15 protein-coding genes and 1 pseudogene are annotated in these 21,092 nt (G+C 64.0%); 11 read left to right on the top strand and 5 right to left on the bottom strand.

From position 1 onward, the window contains the following. Nucleotides 1–62: 62 nt before the first annotated feature. Both NX05_RS17865 and NX05_RS17860 read right to left on the bottom strand, forming a co-directional pair. Nucleotides 63–3,311 (bottom strand): efflux RND transporter permease subunit, encoded by a 3,249-nt coding sequence (locus tag NX05_RS17865; RefSeq protein ID WP_039431976.1) that lies wholly within the window; start codon nucleotides 3,309–3,311, stop codon nucleotides 63–65. A gap of 93 nt (nucleotides 3,312–3,404) precedes the next feature. Next, nucleotides 3,405–4,649 carry an efflux RND transporter periplasmic adaptor subunit gene (locus NX05_RS17860; protein ID WP_039431974.1) on the bottom strand — a complete coding sequence of 415 codons (1,245 nt, stop codon included), beginning with the start codon at nucleotides 4,647–4,649 and terminating at the stop codon, nucleotides 3,405–3,407. A 258-nt stretch (nucleotides 4,650–4,907) separates the two neighbouring features. On the opposite strand from NX05_RS17860, the gene NX05_RS17855 reads away from it, so the two are divergent. The 5 genes from NX05_RS17855 to NX05_RS17830 all read left to right on the top strand — a co-directional run bounded on the left by NX05_RS17855 (nucleotide 4,908) and on the right by NX05_RS17830 (nucleotide 10,848). Beyond that, nucleotides 4,908–6,224: a M20 family metallopeptidase gene (locus tag NX05_RS17855; protein WP_039431972.1), complete on the top strand. Its 1,317-nt coding sequence runs from the start codon at nucleotides 4,908–4,910 to the stop codon at nucleotides 6,222–6,224. Nucleotides 6,225–6,382: 158 nt separating this feature from the next. Continuing rightward, nucleotides 6,383–7,198, top strand: a complete 816-nt coding sequence (gene queF, locus NX05_RS17850) for an NADPH-dependent 7-cyano-7-deazaguanine reductase QueF (protein ID WP_039431970.1) — start codon at nucleotides 6,383–6,385, stop codon at nucleotides 7,196–7,198. A gap of 100 nt (nucleotides 7,199–7,298) precedes the next feature. Continuing rightward, nucleotides 7,299–7,592 (top strand): LysM peptidoglycan-binding domain-containing protein, encoded by a 294-nt coding sequence (locus tag NX05_RS17845; protein WP_039431968.1) that lies wholly within the window; start codon nucleotides 7,299–7,301, stop codon nucleotides 7,590–7,592. Nucleotides 7,593–7,700: 108 nt separating this feature from the next. Beyond that, nucleotides 7,701–8,255 (top strand): RodZ family helix-turn-helix domain-containing protein, encoded by a 555-nt coding sequence (locus tag NX05_RS17840; protein ID WP_039431967.1) that lies wholly within the window; start codon nucleotides 7,701–7,703, stop codon nucleotides 8,253–8,255. A gap of 361 nt (nucleotides 8,256–8,616) precedes the next feature. Next, nucleotides 8,617–10,848, top strand: a complete 2,232-nt coding sequence (locus tag NX05_RS17830; RefSeq protein ID WP_017123168.1) for an NADP-dependent isocitrate dehydrogenase — start codon at nucleotides 8,617–8,619, stop codon at nucleotides 10,846–10,848. A 74-nt stretch (nucleotides 10,849–10,922) separates the two neighbouring features. Here NX05_RS17830 and NX05_RS17825 read toward each other — a convergent pair. Then, nucleotides 10,923–11,175, bottom strand: a pseudogene (locus NX05_RS17825) (hypothetical protein). 102 nt (nucleotides 11,176–11,277) lie between these two features. Here NX05_RS17825 and NX05_RS17820 point away from each other — a divergent pair. The 3 genes from NX05_RS17820 to NX05_RS17810 are packed head-to-tail and all read left to right on the top strand — an operon-like array spanning nucleotide 11,278 to nucleotide 14,906. Continuing rightward, nucleotides 11,278–12,225 (top strand): LysR substrate-binding domain-containing protein, encoded by a 948-nt coding sequence (locus tag NX05_RS17820; protein WP_039431960.1) that lies wholly within the window; start codon nucleotides 11,278–11,280, stop codon nucleotides 12,223–12,225. Then, a complete protein-coding gene (aceK, locus tag NX05_RS17815) occupies nucleotides 12,222–13,961 on the top strand; it encodes a bifunctional isocitrate dehydrogenase kinase/phosphatase (protein WP_017119021.1) in 1,740 nt (579 codons plus the stop codon). The genes NX05_RS17820 and aceK overlap by 4 nt, the downstream gene beginning before the upstream one ends. A gap of 60 nt (nucleotides 13,962–14,021) precedes the next feature. Continuing rightward, a complete protein-coding gene (locus tag NX05_RS17810) occupies nucleotides 14,022–14,906 on the top strand; it encodes an energy transducer TonB (RefSeq protein ID WP_026112594.1) in 885 nt (294 codons plus the stop codon). A 102-nt stretch (nucleotides 14,907–15,008) separates the two neighbouring features. On the opposite strand, the gene rho is transcribed toward NX05_RS17810, so the two are convergent. Together rho and trxA are read right to left on the bottom strand one after the other, a co-directional pair. Beyond that, nucleotides 15,009–16,898 carry a transcription termination factor Rho gene (gene rho / locus NX05_RS17805; protein WP_026112593.1) on the bottom strand — a complete coding sequence of 630 codons (1,890 nt, stop codon included), beginning with the start codon at nucleotides 16,896–16,898 and terminating at the stop codon, nucleotides 15,009–15,011. Between the two features lie 215 nt (nucleotides 16,899–17,113). Next, a complete protein-coding gene (gene trxA / locus NX05_RS17800; RefSeq protein WP_010370143.1) occupies nucleotides 17,114–17,455 on the bottom strand; it encodes a thioredoxin TrxA in 342 nt (113 codons plus the stop codon). 198 nt (nucleotides 17,456–17,653) lie between these two features. Here trxA and rhlB point away from each other — a divergent pair, with 198 nt between their 5' ends. The 3 genes from rhlB (at nucleotide 17,654) to ftsX (ending at nucleotide 21,087) form a co-directional block, all read left to right on the top strand. Beyond that, on the top strand, nucleotides 17,654–19,378 hold the full coding sequence (gene rhlB / locus NX05_RS17795) for an ATP-dependent RNA helicase RhlB (RefSeq protein ID WP_039431957.1): 1,725 nt from the start codon (nucleotides 17,654–17,656) through the stop codon (nucleotides 19,376–19,378). A 75-nt stretch (nucleotides 19,379–19,453) separates the two neighbouring features. Next, a complete protein-coding gene (gene ftsE / locus NX05_RS17790; protein WP_010382511.1) occupies nucleotides 19,454–20,140 on the top strand; it encodes a cell division ATP-binding protein FtsE in 687 nt (228 codons plus the stop codon). Continuing rightward, a complete protein-coding gene (gene ftsX / locus NX05_RS17785; RefSeq protein ID WP_010382514.1) occupies nucleotides 20,137–21,087 on the top strand; it encodes a permease-like cell division protein FtsX in 951 nt (316 codons plus the stop codon). The genes ftsE and ftsX overlap by 4 nt, the downstream gene beginning before the upstream one ends. Nucleotides 21,088–21,092 lie beyond the last annotated feature (5 nt).

Raw genomic sequence — 21,092 nt, 5'->3', positions numbered from 1 at the left:
GCTGCGTGCGAGCAGACGATGCTGAGGACGAGCAGACCCAACAGCGATGACGTCACCGGTCATCATGCCGAGCGCTCCGACGTGGATGCTGCGGTGATGCCGTCACGCTGCGCCGCGCGTCGCGCACGCCATGCACGCAGCCGCTCGCCGCCGCGTTCCATGTACAGATAGATCACCGGGGTGGTGTACAGCGTCACCAGCTGCGAGAGCAGCAGGCCGCCGACAATGGCGATACCCAGCGGGCGGCGCAGTTCCGAGCCGATACCGGTGCCCAGCGCCAACGGCAATGCGCCCAGCATGGCGGCTGCGGTGGTCATCATGATCGGACGGAAGCGCAGCAGGCAGGCGCGCCGGATCGCATCGTGCGCGTTCGCCCCTTCGCGGCGTGCGTCGATGGCGAAGTCGATCATCATGATGGCGTTCTTCTTGACGATGCCGATCAGCAGCACGATGCCGACGATGCCGTCCACCGACAGGCTTAGCCCGCACATCATCAAGGCCAGCAATGCACCGACACCGGCCGGCGGCAGCGTGGAGATGATCGTCAACGGGTGGATGTAGCTTTCGTACAACACGCCCAGCACGATGTAGATCACCACGATCGAGGCCAGTAGCAGCCACACGATGTCGGTCTGGCTGCCGGTGAATTCGCCGGCCTTGCCGACGAACTGCGCATGCACCTGGGTCGGGATCTTGAGCGCTTCGCGTGCCTTCTCAATTGCCGCCACGGCCTGCGACAACGAATGCCCAGGCGCCAGATTGAACGAGATGGTGACGGCCGGCAGCTGCTGCTGGTGGCTCACCACCAACGGTGTGTTGGTGACCTTGGCTTCGGCCAACGCGGCCAGCGGAATGATGCTGCCCGCACCAACCACGATGCCGGTGTTCTGCGCGCCCACACCGGTGGCCGTGGACGAGTTGGACGAGGTCACCTGGCCGAAGCTGGTGGCGTTGGTGCCGGTAAGCGCGCCGCTGCCGTTGCTGGCCACTGCCAGCTGATTCATCAACGCGGTGCTGGTACGAAATTCCGGCGCCACTTCCAGCACCACGCGGTACTGATTGAGTTCGGTGAAGATGGTGGAGATCTGGCGCTGGCCAAACGAGTCGTACAGCGTGTCGTCGATGGTCTGCATCGGCACGCCGAGCATGCTGGCCTTGTCGCGGTCGATGCTCAGTTCCAGCGCACGCCCCTGGTTGGCCAGGTTGTTGTCCACGTCCGCCAGCTCGGGCAGTTTGCGCATTGCCTCGGTCATGCGCCCTGCCCAGGTGGCCAGCTCGCTGCTGTCCACGTCCGAGATCGAATACTGGTATTCGGTCGCGGCCACGCGCGTGTCCAGGGTGACGTCCTGCACCGGCTTGAGGAACAAGGCCACGCCCGGAATGCCGGCCACGGCTTTCTGCAGGCGCGGCAGCACCTCGTCCAGGCCCTCGCGGTCGCTGCGTGTCTTCAGTACGATCGACAGCTGGCCCTGGTTGAGCGTGGGGTTCATGGTGCCGGCGCCGATGAAGGCGGCCACGCCGGTCACCGCCGGGTCTTTCTGCAATGCGGCGGCCACCGCCTGGGTGCGTTGTTCCATCTGCGGGAACGCCACGTTCTGGTCGGCCTGCACCACGCCGGTGATCAGGCCGGTGTCCTGCTCGGGCAGCAAGCCCTTGGGGATCGTCACATACAGCACCACCGTCAACGCTACCGCGCCGATCGCCACGGCCAGGGTCAGCGGTTGGTGGGCAAGCACCCAGTCCAGGCTGCGCTCGTAAGTGCCCACGGTGCGCGTCCACAGATTGCGCTTGCCGGCGGCGGTTGCGCGCTCGTGCGCGTCCTCGCCTTCGGGCAGGGCATCGGGCTTGAGCAGGTAGGCGCACATCATCGGTGTCAGCGTCAGCGACACCAGCATCGAGATCACCACCGCGATCGACAGCACCCACGCAAACTCGTGGAACAGCCGCCCGGTCACGCCCGGCATCAGCAGCAGCGGCAGGAACACCGCCACCAGCGACACGGTCAGCGACAACACGGTGAAGCCGATCTGCTTGGCACCGATTTCGGCCGCTTCCGGCCCGCTCTTGCCCTGTTCGATGTAGCGCACGATGTTCTCGATCATCACGATCGCATCGTCGACTACGAACCCGGTCGCCACCACCAGCGCCATCAGCGACAGGTTGTCCAGCGACATGCCCGCGAAGGCCATCACCCCGAAGGTGCCCGCCAGCGACAACGGCACCGCCACCGAGGGAATGATGGTAGCCCACAGCCGGCGCAGGAACACGAAGATCACCGCCACCACCAGCGCAATGGTCAGCACCAGGGTGAACTTCACCTCATGCACCGAGGCGCGAATGGTTTCGGTGCGGTCGGAGAACACCTCCAGATGTACATCGGCCGGCAACACCGATCGCAGCTGCGGCAGGATGTTGCGGATCTGCTCCACCGTCTGCACGATGTTGGCGCCGGGCTGGCGGCGGATCTCCAGCAGCACCGCCTGTTTGCCGTCGGCCCAGGCGGCAAGCTGATCGTTCTCCACGCCATCGACCACGTTGGCCACGTCGGCAAGCCGCACCGGGCGGCCGTCCTTGTAGCTGATGATGGTCTCGCGGTACTGCGCCGCGTCGGTGAGCTGGTCGTTGGTGCCGATGCTGTAGGACTGGGTCTTGCCGTTGAGCGAGCCCTTGGGCGCACTGACGTTGGTCTGGGTCAGCGCGCTGCGCAGCGACTCCATGGTCAGGCCCATGTTCGACAGCTGCGCCGGGTTGACCTGGATGCGCACGGCAGGGCGCACGTTGCCGGCGATCGACACCAGGCCCACACCCGGCACCTGCGACAGGCGCTGGGCCAGGATCGCATCCGCATAGCGGTTGATTTCGCGCAGCGGCAGCGAATCGGAGGTGAGCTTGAGCGTGAGAATTGCCGCATCGGCCGGATTGACCCGGTTATAGACCGGCTGGTATGGCAGCGAGGAGGGCAGGGTGGCCTGACGGATCGCCGCCTGCACATCCTGCGAGGCGATATCGATATCGCGCTCCATCGAGAACTGCAGAATGATCGTGGACAGGCCTGCCGACGAATCGGAGGTCATCATCTGCAGGCCGGAGATCTGCCCGAACTGGCGCTCTAGCGGCGTGGTCACCAGCGAGGCCATGGTGGTCGCATTGGCGCCGGGGTACTGGGTGGTGACGACCAGGCTGGGGGCGTCGATTTCCGGCAATGCAGAGACCGGCAGTTGACGGTAGCCCAGGATGCCTAACAGCAGGACGCCGGCCATCAACAACGACGTGGCGATCGGGCGGCGGATGAAGATGGTCGAAAAGCCCACGGGGGGTGTCCTTGCTGAAGACGTCAAGCGAAGCCGGCGCATGCAGCGCCGACGCACATCGGCGGCGGAGGTTCCGTCGCCGTTGGTCGAGAGTTAGCGCGGACCGCCGCCACGGCGGCCGCCGGCGCCACCAGCACGGCTCTGTTTGTCCTTCGCGGCCTTGAGTTCGGCTTCGGTCGGCTCCGGCGGTGTTTCGCCCGGCTTGAGCGCGCTGACCTTGCTGCCCGGTTTCAGGCGGAACTGGCCTTCGGTCACCACGCGCTCGCCGGGCTTGAGGCCCTTGGTCACCTGCACATGGCTGTCGTCCACCTCCACGCCCTGCACCACGGTGCGCATCTGTGCGGTGTTGTCGCTGCCCACCACGTAGACGTAATCGCCGTCAGGGCCGCGCTGTACCGATTGGGTCGGCACCACAGTGCCGCCGGTGATGGTGCGCAGCTGCAGGCGCACGTTGACGAACTGACCCGGCCACAGCGCGTTATCGGTGTTGGCGAAGATCGCGCGCGCGCCGAAAGTGCCGCTGTCGGCGGAGATGCGGTTGTCGATCACATCCAGCTTGCCGTCGCTGCTGATCACATGCGCATCGCCGCGATCCAGCGCCGCCACCGCCAGCGGCGCCGCCGTTTGCCCGGTACGCACTGCCTGCAACTCACGCTCGGGCAGGTTGAAAGACACGTAGATCGGGCGGATCTGGGTCAGGGTGACGATCGTGGAGCTGCTGCTGACGATGTTGCCCACGTCCACGCCACGGATGCCGGCGATGCCGTCGATCGGCGCAGTGACGCGGGTGAACTGCAACTGCACCTGTGCCGAGCGCATCTGCGCATCGTTGGCCGCAACCGCGGCCTCGTATTGGGCAACCTGGTTGCGTTGGGTATCCAGATCCGTGCGCGAGACGTACTGCTTGTAGGCCGGGTCGTTGGAACGCTGATAATTCACCCGCGAGGTCGCCAACAGCGCCTGGTTCTGGCGCTTGGCCGCCAACGCCTGGTCGTAGCTGGCCTGCAGCGTGCGCGGATCGATCTGCGCCAGCAGATCGCCCTTCTTCACTTCCTGGCCTTCCTTGAAGTTCAGGCTCATCAACTGGCCGCCCACCTGCGGGCTGACGGTGACCGTATTGAGCGCGGTGACCGTGCCCAGCGCGCTGGCATAGACCGGCACATCCTGCGTGGAGGCCGCCACCACCGTCACCGGTACCGGGCCGCTGTTGTCCGGGTCATTGCCGTCCGGCGTGCCTGCGCGCTTGCCATGATTGCCCCCACCCATCATCCGCATTGCGACGAACATCACGACAAACACCGCTATAACCAGCAGTGTGATCTTCCAAAAACGCGACATGCGACAACTCCTGAGGGCGGGCCGGCCGCGTGGGTGCGACCGTGGGGCGGCTGTGCAAAGCATATCGTTGCGCTCTACCGATTGGACGTTACTGAAGTAACGGCTCGGCCGGCGAAACGGCCGCAACGTTCACACTTGCACTGCAGCGGCAACGCGCCACGGCTACCGCGGTTGACCGCCGGGCTGAATCGGGCCCCACTGCAGCCCATCCGGCGCGCGCCTGCACTACATTAAGAAACCACCTGTCGAGGATTGCCGATGCGCCCCTCCCATCTGCTGACCAGCGCGCTGCTGCTCGCCCTGCCCACGCTCGCCGCTGCGCAGACCGCGCAACGGCCCGAAGTCCAGGCCGCCGCCGCCCCGCTGCAGGCCAAGGTGGTGCAATGGCGCCGCAACTTCCACCAGCACCCCGAGCTGTCTAACCGCGAAGAGCGCACCGCCGCCACGGTGGCCGCGCAGCTGCGCAAGTTGGGCCTCAAGCCGCGCACCGGCATTGCCCATCACGGCGTGGTGGCCATCATCAAGGGCGGCAAGCCCGGCCCGATGATCGCGCTGCGTGCGGACATGGACGCGCTGCCGGTGAAAGAGCAGGCCGGGCTGCCGTTCGCCTCCAAGGCCACCGCCGATTACCGCGGCGAGCAGGTTGGGGTGATGCATGCCTGCGGCCACGACGCCCACACCGCCATCCTGCTCGGCGTGGCCGAGGCGCTGGTCGGCATGCGCGACCAGTTACCGGGCGAAGTGATGCTGATCTTCCAGCCTTCCGAAGAAGGCGCGCCCGGCAACGAAGAGGGCGGCGCCTCGCTGATGCTGAAGGAAGGCCTGTTTGCCGACTTCAAGCCGCAGGCGGTGTTCGGCCTGCATGTGTTCTCCAGCGTGCAGGCCGGCAAGATCGCCGTGCGCGGCGGCCCGCTGATGGCGGCGTCGGATCGCTTCGCGATCAAGATGATCGGCCGCCAGACCCATGGCTCGGCGCCGTGGAACGGCATCGACCCGATCGTGGCCAGCGCCGACATGATCGGCGCCGCGCAAACGGTGATCAGCCGTCGCGCCAACCTGTCCAAGCAGCCGGCCGTGCTCAGTTTCGGCGCGATCAAGGGCGGTATCCGCTACAACATCATCCCCGACGATGTGGAAATGGTCGGCACCATCCGCACCTTCGACGCAGGCATGCGCCAGCAGATCTTTGCCGATCTCAAGAACGTGGCCGAACACACCGCCGCCGCGCATGGGGCCAAGGTCGAGGCGCAGGTGCCGGATCAGCCAGGCAACCCGGCCACCGTCAACGACCCCGCACTGACCGCCAAGATGCTGCCCAGCCTGCAGGCCGTGGTGGGCGCCGACAATGTGTACGAACCGCCGTTGCAGATGGGCGCGGAAGATTTCTCGTTCTACGCCCAGCAGGTGCCGTCGATGTTCTTCTTCGTCGGCTCCACCGCCAAGGGCATCGACCCGGCCACCGCGCCCAGCAACCATTCGCCGCAGTTCCTGCTGGACGAGTCGTCGCTGGATGTGGGCTTGCGCGCGCTGCTGCAGGTGTCGCTGGATTATCTGCATCAGGGTGAAGCGGGCTGAATCGGGAATAGGGAATCGTCTGCGGGCTCGGCGATTCCCTCCTCCTGCGGCGGTGCGGGATGATTGGGTACGCGCGGTGAACTGCAAGTGGTTCGTTGGCTCCGCGATGCGCCTGCCCATACACCTCACGGCCAGCCCGTGCGGCCTAAAATGGGCAGATGAATACCCCAGAAGATTCCACCCTCGGTCGTGAGGTCGCCTATCCAAGCGGCTACGACCCGTCGTTGCTGTTTCCGATTCCGCGTGCGGCCGGGCGCGAGGCGATCGGGCTGAGCGGCGACTTGCCGTTTATCGGCCGCGATCGCTGGCATGCCTACGAGCTCAGCTGGCTCGATGCGCAAGGCAAGCCTTGCGTGGCCACCGCCACCTTGCATGTGCCGTGCGACTCGCCGGCGCTGATCGAATCCAAATCGCTCAAGCTGTATCTCAATTCGCTCAACGCCACCCGCTTCAACAGCGCCGAAGCGGTGCGTACCCGTATTGCCACCGATCTGTCCACGCGCGCGGGTGCCGATGTGGCGGTGGAATTCGGACTGCCGCCGATCGACGCGGTAGGCGAGGGTGAATCGATCGATGCGCTGGATGTCAGCATCGACGATTACGGCCCGCCAAATGCCGCGTACCTCGCCGCACACGCCCAGCCCGTGGTGGAAGAAGTGCTGACCTCGGCCCTGCTCAAATCCAACTGCCCGGTCACCGGTCAGCCCGATTGGGCCAGCGTCACCCTGCGTTACCGCGGCACACCGATCGACCGCGAAGGGCTACTGCGCTATCTGGTGAGTTTCCGCGACCACGCCGAATTTCATGAGCAATGCGTCGAGCGCATTTTCAATGACGTGCTGACGCAGTGCGCACCGGAGTGGTTGGTAGTCGAGGCCCGTTATACGCGCCGTGGCGGCCTGGACATCAATCCGCTGCGCAGCTCGCCGAGCGTGCCGACGCCGCTGTCGTTTTTTCGGGACCTGCGCCAGTAAGCGCCACTGATGGAATCGCGCCAGCTTCACAGTGGCGCGATCCACGCTTAACGGCGCCCCGCGCACCCTGCTGACACCGCGATGCACAGGGATTGCAGCAATGAGTGTCGACAAGAAAGCAGATTTTTCCAACGTCACCTCGTCGGTCGACAGTACCGCTGCGGTGACGCCTGCGCCCGATTTTTCCAATGTGCGCACCAGTGTGCAAAGCACCGCGCAACTCGTAGAAGAATCGGTCACCGTGCAAGCTGGCGACAGCCTTTCCAGTATCGCCAAGCGCCATCTGGGCGACGGCAATTTGTGGACACGTATTTTCGAAGCCAACCGCGAAACGCTGAAAAATCCTGACAAGATCTTTCCGGGTCAGGTACTGCGTCTTCCTGCGAAATCGTGAAGGTAGCTGGTTTCTAAGAGCTAGCTTCTAGCCGATTACCAATACCTAAATTCAGAAAATCATTCGGGCACCATGAAATGCTGGTGTTCGTTATCGGAGAAATTATTTATGCGCACGACATCCGTTTCCAGCAGCCTCGTTATTGCGTTAGCCGGCGTCCTTGCGTTGTCGGGTTGCAGCAAGAAGACCGACGACAGCGTGTCCAAGGATCCAACCTCCGGTGCTCCCACCGAGGCCATGCCTGGCCCGGCTGCTACACCGCCGGCCAGCGATCAAGCAGGCCAGAGCAGCGCAACCGGCGCAGCCAGCACCGATAGCGGCGCTGCAATGGGCAGTACGGTAACGGTTTCCAGCGTGGCCGTCGGCACCAAGGCCGCAGCCGATAAGACGGTCACCCCAGCGTCCAGCGTTGGCACCAAGGACACCATCATCGTGTCGGTCAAGACGGATGGAAGCGCCAGCAATGTTGCCGTCTCGGCCAAGCTCACGTATCAGGATGGTCAGGTGGCAGGCGAGCAGAACGCCACCTTGAATACCACTGGCGCCGAAACCACCAACCTCAGCTTCAGCAAGCCCGACGGCTGGCCGGCCGGCACCTACACCGCGCAGGTGATGGTGGACGGCAAGCCGGCGGGCAACCCGCAGACCATCACGGTCAAGTAAGTGCGTATTGCGCAGTGATGACGATGGCCTTGGCCATACGCAACATCACGCGGTCAGTCAGGAGCTCGATAGTTCATCGAGTCATACAAGAAGGGCGCGACCATCAGGCCGCGCCCTTCTTGCTGCGTGCCGTATTCGTTACAGCTGCATCCATGTCGATTGGCCGTGTGACGGGACGAAGCATCCGCCTGTGGTCGCTTTACCCAGGCGCGGCTCAGACGCGACAATGCCGTGCTGATCCATCGCCGCGTCCAACGCGCTGGCCAACCGGTGTGCCATCAACGACCCCCGTCGCGCGCACCACAGCCATCGTCCGTGAATGCCGGCGCTCCTCCCGACCACAAGAGCCATCGCACACCTCATGTCGAAGACACCGAAGATCCTCTACACGCTCACCGACGAAGCACCTTACCTCGCCACGCAGTCGCTGCTGCCGATCATCGATGCCTACACAGATACCGCCGGCATTGTGGTCGAAACGCGCGATATTTCGTTGGCCGGGCGCATCCTGTCGCTGTTTCCCGAGTATCTGAGCGAGACGCAAAAGATTGCCGACGACCTCGGCGAACTCGGTGAGCTGGCTACCACGCCGGAAGCCAACATCATCAAGCTGCCCAACATCAGCGCCTCGGTGCCCCAGCTCAAGGCGGCGATCAAGGAACTGCAAGGCCAGGGCTACGCGCTGCCGGCGTATCCGGACGAGCCGAAGGATGCAGCCGAAAAAGAAGTCAAGGCGCGCTACGACAAAGTCAAGGGCAGTGCGGTGAACCCGGTGCTGCGCGAAGGCAATTCCGATCGCCGTGCACCACTGTCGGTGAAGAACTATGCACGCAAGCACCCGCACCGCATGGGTAAGTGGAGTAGCGAATCCAAGTCGCACGTGTCGCACATGGAGTCTGGCGACTTCTTCGGTAGCGAGCAGTCCACCACGCTGGCCGACGCCGGCACGCTGAAGATCGAATTCGTCGGTGCCGATGGCAGCAGCACCGTGTTGAAGGACAAGGTCGCGGTCAAGGCTGGCGAAATCGTCGATGCTGCGGTGTTGAGCAAGCGCGCGCTTGCCAGCTTCATCGACGCGCAAATCGCCGATGCCAAGGCCCGCGATGTGCTGTTTTCGGTGCATCTGAAAGCCACCATGATGAAGGTCTCCGATCCGGTGCTGTTCGGCGTGGTCGTCGGCGGGTTCTACAAGGACACGCTGAGCAAGCATGCCGATGCGCTCAAGTCGGTCGGCTTCGATCCCAATAACGGCATCGGCGATCTGTACGCACGCATTGGCACGTTGCCGGAAGACCAGCAAGCGCAGATCAAGGCCGATATCCAGGCCGAATATGCGCAGCGTCCGGGTCTGGCGATGGTCAATTCGGATAAGGGCATCACCAACCTGCATGTGCCCAGCGACGTGATCGTCGATGCATCAATGCCGGCGATGATTCGCGACTCCGGCCAGATGTGGAATGCACAAGGCAAGTTACAGGACACCAAGGCGGTGATTCCGGACCGTTGCTACGCCGACGTGTATCAGGCGGTGATCGATGACTGCAAGGCGCACGGCGCGTTCGATCCGTCCACCATGGGCTCGGTGCCTAACGTGGGCTTGATGGCGCAGAAAGCCGAAGAATACGGCTCGCATGACAAGACCTTCCAGATGTCCGCTGCGGGCACCGTCAAGGTCACCGATGGCAATGGCAAGACGGTGTTCGAGCACGCAGTGGAAGCCGGCGATCTGTGGCGCATGTGCCAGGTCAAGGACGCGCCAATCCAGGACTGGGTGAAGCTCGCCGTCGAGCGCGCACGTCTGAGCGAGACGCCTGCGGTGTTCTGGCTGGACAAGGCACGCGCACACGATGCGCAGGTGATCGCCAAGGTCGAGCAGTATCTGAAGGATCACGATACCAACGGCCTGGATATCCGCATCCTGCCGCCGGTGGACGCGACGACCTTCTCGCTGGAGCGCATCCGCAAAGGCCAGGACACCATCTCGGTCACCGGCAATGTGCTGCGCGATTACCTCACCGACCTGTTCCCGATCATGGAGCTGGGTACCAGCGCCAAGATGCTCTCCATCGTGCCGCTGATGGCGGGCGGCGGCTTGTTCGAAACCGGTGCCGGTGGTTCGGCGCCCAAGCATGTGCAGCAGTTCGTCGAAGAGAACTGCCTGCGCTGGGATTCGCTGGGTGAATTCCTGGCGCTGGCCGCTTCGCTTGAACACCTGGGCAACCGCTACGACAACCCGTCGGCCACCGTGTTGGCCAAGGCGCTAGATGTCGCGAATGGCCAGTTCCTCGATAACAACAAGTCGCCGGCGCGTAAAGTTGGCGAGCTCGACAACCGCGGCAGCCATTTCTATCTGGCAATGTACTGGGCGCAGGCCCTGGCCGCGCAGACCGAAGACACCGCGCTGCAGGCCAAGTTCGCACCGCTGGCCAAGGCCCTGACCGAGAAAGAAGCCACCATCGTGGCCGAGCTCAACGGCGCGCAGGGCAAGCCGGTCGAGATCGGTGGCTACTACCATCCTGATCTGGCCAAGGTCAGCGAAGCAATGCGTCCAAGCAAGACCTTCAACGACATCCTGGCCACGCTGAAGGCCTGAACCAACGCACCGCGTGTCAGTGCATCGACGCGCTGCCATCAAGGCCCGTCTCGTTAGAGGCGGGCCTTGTCGTTTCAGCGTAATGGCGACAATGCCGTGATCTCTCGCGTACCAGGCGCCGGCTCAGCCGCGCCATGCGCCGCTCGCGCGGGTCTGCTGCGTGGTATCGCCGGCAGTCTGTGGGTCCTGTGCGGCCGTTGCGATGGATTCCCGCGGCCTCACTTGTTCCACTGGCTCCAAAGCCGCGTACGGCTCCGCCAGACGCTGCGCGAGCGCCACATCGGCAATGTGGCCATGCTGGAACAACAGCTCGGTAAAGATGCGCATGACCCTGCCTCCACTTGAGTGGAATCCACAGTAGGCGCAGGCTAGGGGACGTAAAAGCGAGGCTTTTACAAGTGGGTGTTGAATTCCGTTCAAGGGTGAGCCATGGCGCGTCCGCCGCTTCACGCATTGCAGGGCTTCGTCAGCGCGGTGCGCCTGGGCAACCTGTCGCGTGCCGCCAGCGCGATGCATCTCACCGTCAGCGCGCTCAGCCACCAGATGCGCGCGCTTGAACAACGGCTGGGGTATCCGCTGCTGCAGCGGCACGCGCGTGGCGTCACCGCCACGCTGCAGGGCCAGCAACTGCTCGATCGCATCGCACCGCATCTGGATGCGATTGCCGAAGCGTTCGAGCCATTCGGTGCGCGTCGCGAAGACACGTTGACGCTGAGCCTGACGCCGTCGATGGCATCGGCTTGGCTGGTGCCACGACTGGGCGAATTTCTGGCCATCCACCCCACCATCGAAATCAATCTGCTGTCGAGCGAGCGACTGGTCGATTTCGAGCGCCAGCAGCACGTGGATGCCGCCATGCGCATCGGTGCCGGACAATGGTCGGGCGTTATCGCCGAACCGTTGTTCGACGACTGGCTGGTGCCAATGGCAAGCCCCGCCTTGATCGCACGCATGGGCGGCAGGGAGGCGCCGCCGTTGCATCAGTGGCCATTGCTGGGTGACCCGGATGACGCGTGGTTGCGCTGGTTTGCTGCGTTCGGCGGCGATGCGCCGCGGCGGTATGTCGCCGTGCTCGACGAATCAGAGGCGCACCACCGTGCCGCCCTGGATGGTGTCGGCGTTGCATTGGGGCGTGTGACGCGCGCACGCCTGTTGCTTGAGTCCGGGCAACTGGTGGCGTTGTCCACGCAACGTCTCAAGACCAGCTGGTCGCATTACCTGGTGTATCCGCCGCGTTCCACCACGCATGGCGGGCTTCTCGCGTTCCGTGCCTGGCTGCAGGGGCAGGCGCGCGAACACGCCGCGCACGCGCAGCAGCTGACTACCGTGCCCTCCGCGGTGCGCCGTCGCAAGCGCTCAAGGACACTGCCGCCATGAGTCAGCCATCGTTACCACCGCAATCCGAGCGTCGCGCACTGGCCATCGCGCAGGCCGTGTATGAAGCCTTCGAGGACTATCACGCACACTTTTCCGCGATTACCGCACGTGCCAAGCAGCGGTTCGAAACGCGCGATTGGAGCGGTGCGCGCGACGACGCAGTGGCACGTATCGCGCTTTACGACCACTACATTGCCGAATGCATGTCGCGCTTGCGTGCCGTGCTGCTGGGCCAGGCGCACGATCGCGCGCTGTGGATGCGCGCCCGCGATCACTACGCCGCATTGCTGAGCGGGTTGATCGATCAGGAGTTGTACAAGACCTTCTACAACACCCTGACCCGGCGCTACTTCGGCACCCACGGCGTCGATGCCGAGATCGAATTCATCGCGCTGGATATCGAACCCACCGATGCCATCACTGTGCCGGTGGCGCGCCATACCTATGCCGTCTCGCCTGGCCGCTTGACCGACATGCTGGTGCGGGTGCTGGGCGACTATGCGTTCGCGGTGCCGTATGCGCACCGCACCCGCTGCGCGGCTGCGATTGCGGTGCGCTTGCTAGACGACCTTGCGCACTGGGGCGAACATCCAGTGCGCAGCGTGGAATTGCTGGAGACCGTGTTCTATCGCGAGCGTCGCGCCTATCTGGTCGGACGCGTATTCGGCGAACATCGCTTCTCGCCGTGCGTGATTGCCCTGATCAACGATGATGCCGGCATGCGCGCCGAAGCAGTGCTGACGCGGCGCAGCGATGTCGCGCAATTGTTCAGTAATTCACGCAGCTATTTCCAGGCCGACCTGTCCACCGTCGGCGATGCGGTGGTGTTTCTACGCAGCCTGCTCACGCACAAACCGGTCGATGAGCTGTACACGATGCTGGGCCGCGCCAAGCAGGGCAAGACCGAGCGCTATCGCACGTTTTTTAGCCATTTTCAGGCGCATCCGTCCGAACAACTGGTGCACGCCGATGGCACGCCCGGCATGGTCATGGTGGTGTTTACGCTGCCCAGTTACCCGCTGGTGTTCAAGCTCATTCGCGACCGCTTTGCGTATCCCAAAACCATGAGCCGCGCGCAGGTGGAAGGCAAATACGAGTTGGTCTTCCAGCTCGACCGCATCGGCCGCCTGCTCGATGCGCAGCCCTATCGTTTCCTGCGGTTTCCAAAAGCACGCTTTTCACCGGCGTTGCTGCAAGAGCTACAGACCAGCTGCGCGATGAGCCTGAGCGAAGATGGCGACGATGTGCTGATCGCACTGTGCTACGTGCAGCGCCGTCTGCGTCCGTTGAATTTGTACCTGCGTGAACAATTGCCCGAAGCCGCGCATGCCGCAGCCCTGGACTACGGCCAGGCCATCAAGGACATGGCGCGCAACAACATCTTTCCTGGCGACATGCTGCTGAAAAATTTTGGCATCACCCGCCATCAGCGCGCAGTGTTCTACGACTACGACGAGCTGTGCTTGATCACCGAATGCACCTTTCGCGATTGGCCCACGCCCACCACCTACGAAGAACAGATGGCCGCAGAACCCTGGTTCCATGTCGGACCACGCGACGTCTTTCCCGAGCGTTTCGTATTGTTCATGGGCCTGCCGTCCTCGCAACTGGAAGCGGTCAAACACCAGCACCCGGAACTGTTCAACCCACAATGGTGGCGCGACCTGCAGAGCCGCCTCCGCGAAGACGATTATCCCGACACCCCGCCTTATGCGGAATCGCGGCGTTTGGCGTAGCGATTTACCGGCAGTGGCAAGACTGGTACAACACGCACTCAACCCTCAAGGAGTGTGGTCATGAAGCGGAAGCAGCGTTTTAGTCTTGGCATCTTGTTGGCGTTAGCCAGTATTGGAGTTGCGCAGGCGCGTACAAGCGCAGCGCAAGTGCAAACGCAGACCGAGGCAAGCATGAATGTCACAGGCGAGTTGACATTGACCCCGGACGGCGTCGTCACGGCAGTGAAACTTACCGATGAAGCGAGCTTGCCGCTGGCAGTGCGCGAGCGGATCAAGCACTCGGTCGCATCGTGGCGCTTCGACCCTCTGCGCGGGGACGGCAGCGCTTTGCCCGCGCAGTTGCCGATGAGCCTGCTGCTGGTTGCAAAGCAAGGGGAGGGAGAAAACTATCTGGTGTCGATCCGCAGCGCGCATTTCGGCGGGCAAGCGCAAGACGCAACGAGTGTGCGGACCAAGGACATGCAACCACCGCGCTACCCGGAAGCGGCGTTTCGGGCCGGCGCCACCGGTGTGGTCTATCTAATGCTCAAGATCGGGCGCGATGGCAAGGTCGAAGATCTGATCGCAGAGCAGGTCAACCTCACGTCGCTGGTGCCGGAATCCAAACGTGCACGGGTACGCCAGGTGCTAGCCGATGCAGCGTCTGCAAAGGCGCGTGAGTGGAAGTTTTTGCCGCCGACAGAGGGGTCGGATGTCAATGCGCCTTATTGGGTCATGCGTGTCCCGGTCAGCTTTGACCTCGAAACCTCGGCACGCGATCTGATCGCCGCAAAGCAGGTCCAGAAATGGCGGTCGTATCTGCCTGGTCCGCGTCAGAGCGCTCCCTGGAATGAACAGCGCGGCGCAGGGACATCGAACGATAGCCCGGATGCTCTGCCTGGCAGTGGATTGTTCTCCGCACGCGGAGAAGGTGTTCGCCTGGTAACACCGTTGCAAGAGAGTTGAGGGCCGTTGGTCGAAGCGGCTAACGGCTGCACGATAGTCACCTCACTTATAAAAAAAGCCCCGCAACGCGGGGCTTTTTTGTTTCGATAAAACCGACCGAAATCAACGCTTCATCGAACTGAAGAACTCGTCGTTGGATTTGGTGGTCTTCATCTTGTCCAGCAGGAATTCCATTGCCGCGATTTCGTCCATCGGGTGCAGCAGCTTGCGCAGGATCCAGATCTTCTGCAGCAGCTCCGGCTCGATCAGCAGGTCTTCGCGGCGCGTGCCCGAACGGTTGATGTCGATGGCCGGGTACACACGCTTTTCGGTGATGCGACGGTTCAAATGCACTTCGCTGTTACCGGTGCCCTTGAACTCCTCGTAGATCACCTCGTCCATCTTGCTGCCGGTTTCCACCAGCGCGGTGGCAATGATGGTCAGCGAGCCGCCTTCTTCCACGTTACGTGCCGCACCGAAGAAGCGCTTCGGGCGATGCAACGCATTGGCGTCCACGCCACCGGTGAGCACCTTGCCGGAGCTGGGCACCACGTTGTTGTAGGCGCGCGCCAGACGGGTGATGGAGTCCAGCAGGATCACCACGTCCTTCTTGTGCTCGACCAGGCGCTTGGCCCGCTCGATCACCATCTCGGCGACCTGCACGTGACGCGCAGCCGGCTCGTCGAACGTGGAGGAGATGACCTCGCCGCGCACGGTGCGCTGCATTTCGGTCACTTCTTCCGGGCGCTCGTCGATGAGCAGCACAATCATGTGCACTTCGGGATGATTGGTGGTAATGGCCGTGGCCACCTGCTGCATCATCATCGTCTTACCGGCCTTCGGCGGGGAGACGATCAGCGCACGCTGACCCTTACCCTGCGGCGCCATCAGATCCAGAATGCGGCCGGTGATGTCCTCGGTGGAGCCATCGCCACGCTCCAGACGGAAGCGGCGACGCGGGAACAGCGGGGTCAGGTTCTCGAACAGAACCTTGCCCTTGCTCGCTTCCAGCGGCTCGCCGTTGATGGTGTCGACGATCGACAGCGCGAAATAACGTTCGCCGTCCTTCGGGAAGCGGATGCGGCCGGACAGATGGTCGCCGGTACGCAGGTTGAAGCGGCGGATCTGGCTGGGCGAAATATAGGTATCGTCCGGGCCGGCCAGGTAGCTGGCTTCTGCAGCACGCAGGAAACCGAAGCCGTCCGGCAGGATTTCCAGTACGCCGTCGGCGGCAACGCCTTCGCCATGACGGGTGAGCACCTTGAGCAGGGCGAAGATCACGTCCTGCTTGCGCGCACGCGCCACGCCTTCCTGGATATTGAGCTGATCGGCGATATCCAGCAGCTTCTGCGCCGGCATCCGCTTGAGATCGCTCAGCGAATACACCGGGAAGCCTTCCGGCACGGCCGGATGCGGCCGTGCGATAAACGGCTCGTTGCTGCCATCGGACGAGGGCATGCCGCCGCCTTCGTTACCGAAACGATCACGCGGGCCGCGGTCACGGCGGTTGCGGAACCGATCGCGGCGATTGCCCTGCTGGTTCTGGCCTTGCTGGTTTTGTCCCTGACCCTGACCGCCCTGGCCTTGCTGATTCTGGCCGGCGCTCTGGTTCTGGCTTTGTGCCTGGGCCTGACCCTGCTGCTGGCCTTGCCCCTGGCTCTGGGCCTGATTCTGGTTCTGCTGTTGCTGCGCCTGATTGAAGCGCTGCTGCCGCGACTGGCCGCCCTCGCGGGGCTCGCCGTGGGTGTCACCGCCGTGGTTGGCGCTGGGCGCCTGACCGGCGTGTGCGCTATCGCTGGACGTCTGCGCCGGTGCCGGATCGGCAGCGTGCGACGGTGCCTGCGGGGCACGGGGTGCTTCGGGTGGGGGGCTGGCGGGCAAGGGCAGGTTGGGCTGCTGTGCGCCACCGTCTTCATTGGCGACGGCGGTCTTGCTCACGCGCGGCTTGCGCACGCGCTTCTCGACGGGAGCGTCGACGCTGCTCCCGGTATCGGAGGAAGGATGATCGGACAAGTGCGTGATTCCTCGCTAAGGTGCGAGCGCCCAGCTAGGGGGCGAACTATTGGTAGATGGGAGTCTAGAAGAGTTTCTAGAGGGGTACGGCGGCGCACGAACGTGTGCCGGACCAACTGACACTATCACCGCGGCGCGTTAACGCGCAAGCGTCTTCCGGGGCAGGATTTAACTGCCGGCGCCCATCGGGCGCCCATCGCTGGACGCCCGTCTGCTCAGGCGGCTGCGCCGCCCAGGGTCTTGTCGATCATCTGGGTCAGCTGGCCCTTGCCGACTGCACCGATCTGGGTCGCCTGCACTTCCCCGTCCTTGAACAGCAACAGCATCGGGATCGAGCGCACGTGGTACTTGATGGCCAGCGCGCGGTTCTGGTCCACGTTGACCTTGGCAACCTTCAGGCGGCCCTGGTAGGTGTCAGCTAGATCGTCCAGCACCGGCGCGATCATCTTGCACGGGCCACACCACTCGGCCCAAAAATCCACCAGAACCGGTTCGCCGGATTGCAGTACCGCTGTATCGAAGTCGGCATCGCCGACATGTTGAACCTTATCGCTCACGTTGGGTCTCCTGGAAACCAAAACGGCCCACCCGAACGGGCAGGCCGCTACATTGCGTTAAACTGGGGCATTGCGCGACTGAATCAAGTGTCAGTCCTGAAGCCGCGCTGTCCGCCACAAGAGCCGCAGTTTGCGACGCTGTCGGCATCGATGCAAGCCGCGCCCGGGCTGCCCAGGGCGCCCCACGAAGACGGAATAATGAGCGACAAACCGCTAACCGATTTGACCTTTTCCTCGTTCGACCTACATCCGGCGCTGATCGCCGGCCTGGAGAGCGCAGGGTTTACCCGCTGTACCCCGATCCAGGCGCTGACCTTGCCGGTCGCGCTGCCGGGCGGCGATGTCGCCGGCCAGGCCCAGACCGGCACCGGCAAGACCCTGGCGTTCTTGGTGACGGTGGTGAACCGCCTGCTGAATCGCCCGGCCCTGGCCGACCGCAAGCCCGAAGACCCGCGCGCGCTGATCCTGGCGCCGACCCGCGAGCTGGCCATCCAGATCCACAAGGACGCAGTGAAGTTTGGCGCCGACCTGGGCCTGCGCTTTGCGCTGGTCTACGGCGGTGTGGACTACGACAAACAGCGCGAGCTGCTGCAGCAGGGCGTGGACGTGATCATCGCCACCCCGGGCCGCCTGATCGACTACGTCAAGCAGCACAAGGTGGTGTCGCTGCACGCCTGCGAAATCTGCGTGCTGGACGAAGCCGATCGCATGTTCGACCTGGGCTTCATCAAGGACATCCGCTTCCTGCTGCGGCGCATGCCCGAGCGCGGCACCCGGCAGACGTTGTTGTTCTCGGCCACCCTCAGCCACCGCGTGCTGGAGTTGGCCTACGAGCACATGAACGAGCCGGAAAAGCTCGTCGTCGAGACCGAGACCATCACCGCCGCGCGGGTGCGCCAGCGCATCTATTTCCCGTCCGACGAAGAGAAGCAGACACTACTGCTGGGTTTGTTGTCGCGTAGCGAAGGCGCCCGCACGATGGTGTTCGTCAACACCAAGGCATTCGTCGAGCGCGTGGCGCGTGCCCTGGAGCGGCATGGCTACCGCGTTGGCGTGCTGTCGGGCGACGTGCCGCAGAAAAAGCGCGAGTCGCTGCTCAACCGCTTCCAGAAGGGCCAGCTAGAAATCCTGGTTGCCACCGACGTGGCTGCGCGCGGTCTGCACATCGACGGCGTCAAGTACGTCTACAACTACGACCTGCCGTTCGACGCGGAAGACTATGTGCACCGCATCGGCCGCACCGCGCGTCTGGGCGAAGAAGGCGATGCGATCAGCTTTGCCTGCGAGCGCTACGCGATGAGCCTGCCGGACATCGAGGCTTACATCGAGCAGAAGATCCCGGTCGAGCCGGTGACCTCCGAGCTACTGACGCCGTTGCCGCGTGCAGCACGCGTGCCGGTGGAAGGCGAAGAGGTCGATGACGACGCTGGCGACAGCGTGGGCACGATCTTCCGCCAAGCGCGCGAACAGCGTGCTGCCGAAGAACAGCGTCGCGGTGGCGGGCGCAGTGGCCCCGGCGGCGCATCGCGCAGCGGCAGTGGCGGCGGTCGCCGCGATGGTGCCAGCGCCGGTGCCGACGGCAAGCCGCGTCCGCGCCGCAAGCCGCGTGTGGAAGGCGAAGCGCCCGCAACTTCCGCGCCGACCGAACATCCGGTGGTTGCTGCCGCAGCGGCGCAGGCGCCTTCCGCGGGCGTGGCCGATGCCGAGCGCGCACCGCGCAAGCGCCGTCGTCGTCGCAACGGTCGTCCGGTTGAAGGTGCCGAGCCGGCAGTGGCATCCACGCCGGTTGCCGCTCCCGCCGCACCGCGCAAGCCCACCCAGGTGGTTGCCACGCCAGTGCGCGCTGCAAATAAGCCGTCGGGCAGCCCGTCGCTGCTCAGCCGGATCGGTCGCCGACTACGCTCGCTGGTCTCGGGCAACTGACCGTTTGCGGTATCGATCGCATCGCCGAGCATCGGCGATGCGACGCAAGCACTGGCGCTCCGGCATAATCGTTAGATGACCGTTCTGCGTTTCGACAACGTCAGCAAGCACTACGCCGGGGGCCACCAGGCGCTGACCGATGTCAGCTTCGAAGTGGCCGATGGCGAGATGCTGTTCGTGACCGGCCACTCCGGCGCCGGCAAAAGTACCTTGCTCAAATTGATCCACCTCAGCGAGCGGCCAAGCCAGGGCGCGGTGCTGCTGGGCGAACGCAACCTGCTCAAGGTGCGCGGCCGGCAGATTCCGCTGCATCGGCGCCAGGTCGGTGCGGTCTATCAGGACCACCGTCTGCTCAACGACCGCAGCATCGCCGAGAACGTGGCGTTGCCGCTGATCCTGCGCGGCACCCGGCGTGCCGAGATCGGCAAGCGCGTGCGCTCTGCGCTGGAACGTATTGGTCTGTCCCATCGCGAAAAAGCCTTGCCGTCGCAATTGTCTGCGGGCGAGCAGCAACGCGTGGGCATCGCGCGCGCCATCGTCGGTGAACCGCGCCTGCTGGTGGCCGATGAGCCCACCGGTAATCTCGACCCGGCGCTTGCCGCAGAGATCATGCAGTTGTTCGCCGAACTTCCTGCGCGTGGCACCAGCGTGCTGGTGGTCAGCCACGACCTTGCCCTGCTCAAGCAGATGCGCAAACGCGTGCTGATCCTGGATCACGGCCGCCTGGTCGACGACATCTCGCCGCAGGACCTGGCCGAATGAGCAAGCCCGCCAATACCGAAGCCGTCGCGCCGTCGCGATTCGGCGTATGGATCGACCACCACCTGCACAGCATCGCCTTCAGCCTGGGCCGTGCGATGCGCAAGCCGTGGGCCACCTTGCTGACCATCGTTGTGATGGCTTTGGCGCTTGCGCTCCCGCTGGGGCTGTCGATTGCGTTGGACAACGTCAAGCTGCTGGCAGGCAGCGTGCAGCAGTCGCGCGAAATCAATCTGTTTCTGAAGGTGGACGTGGCCGCCGACGCGGCGCAGGCGCTGGCTGGCGAGCTGCGTGCGCGCCCGGACGTTGCCAAGGTCACCTTGCGCACGCCCGAGCAGGGTTTGGCCGAGCTACGCGAGAGCGCCAAGCTCGATGAAGCCGCCGATGCGCTGGGCGAAAACCCGCTGCCCACCTTGCTGATCGTCACCCCCGCCGATGCGGCCGACGATGCGCAACTGGCCGGCGCGCTGCAGGCGCTGCCGCAGACCGATCAAGTGCAGCACGACGCGCTGTGGCGCAAGCGTCTGGATGGCTGGCTGCACTTTGGCGAGCGCCTGGTGCAGGTGTTGTCGGCCTTGCTCGGCATCGGTGCGGTGCTGGTAGTTGGCAACACCGTGCGACTGGATATCCAGTCGCGGCGCGAAGAAATCGGCGTGCTGCAGTTGCTTGGCGCCAGCGATGGCTTCATCCGTCGCCCGTTCCTGTATCTGGGCGCGTGGTACGGGCTCGGTGCCGGCGCCGTTGCGCTCGCTTTGATTGCTGCCTCGGGTCTGGCGTTGCGTGCGCCACTGGCGACATTAGCCGACAGCTACGGTAGTTCTTTTACCCTGCACGGGCTAGATCTGTTGCATTCTGCGATGGTACTGGTCGGCACACTGGTGCTGGGATGGTTGGGCGCCTGGCTGGTGACCGGCCATTTCCTTCGCCAGACCCGCCCCACCGAGACCTGAGACCT

Origin of the sequence: Xanthomonas vasicola (assembly GCF_000772705.2) — a bacterium.
GTDB classification, from domain to species: domain Bacteria; phylum Pseudomonadota; class Gammaproteobacteria; order Xanthomonadales; family Xanthomonadaceae; genus Xanthomonas; species Xanthomonas vasicola.
This window is presented reverse-complemented; position numbering and strand designations above follow the sequence as displayed.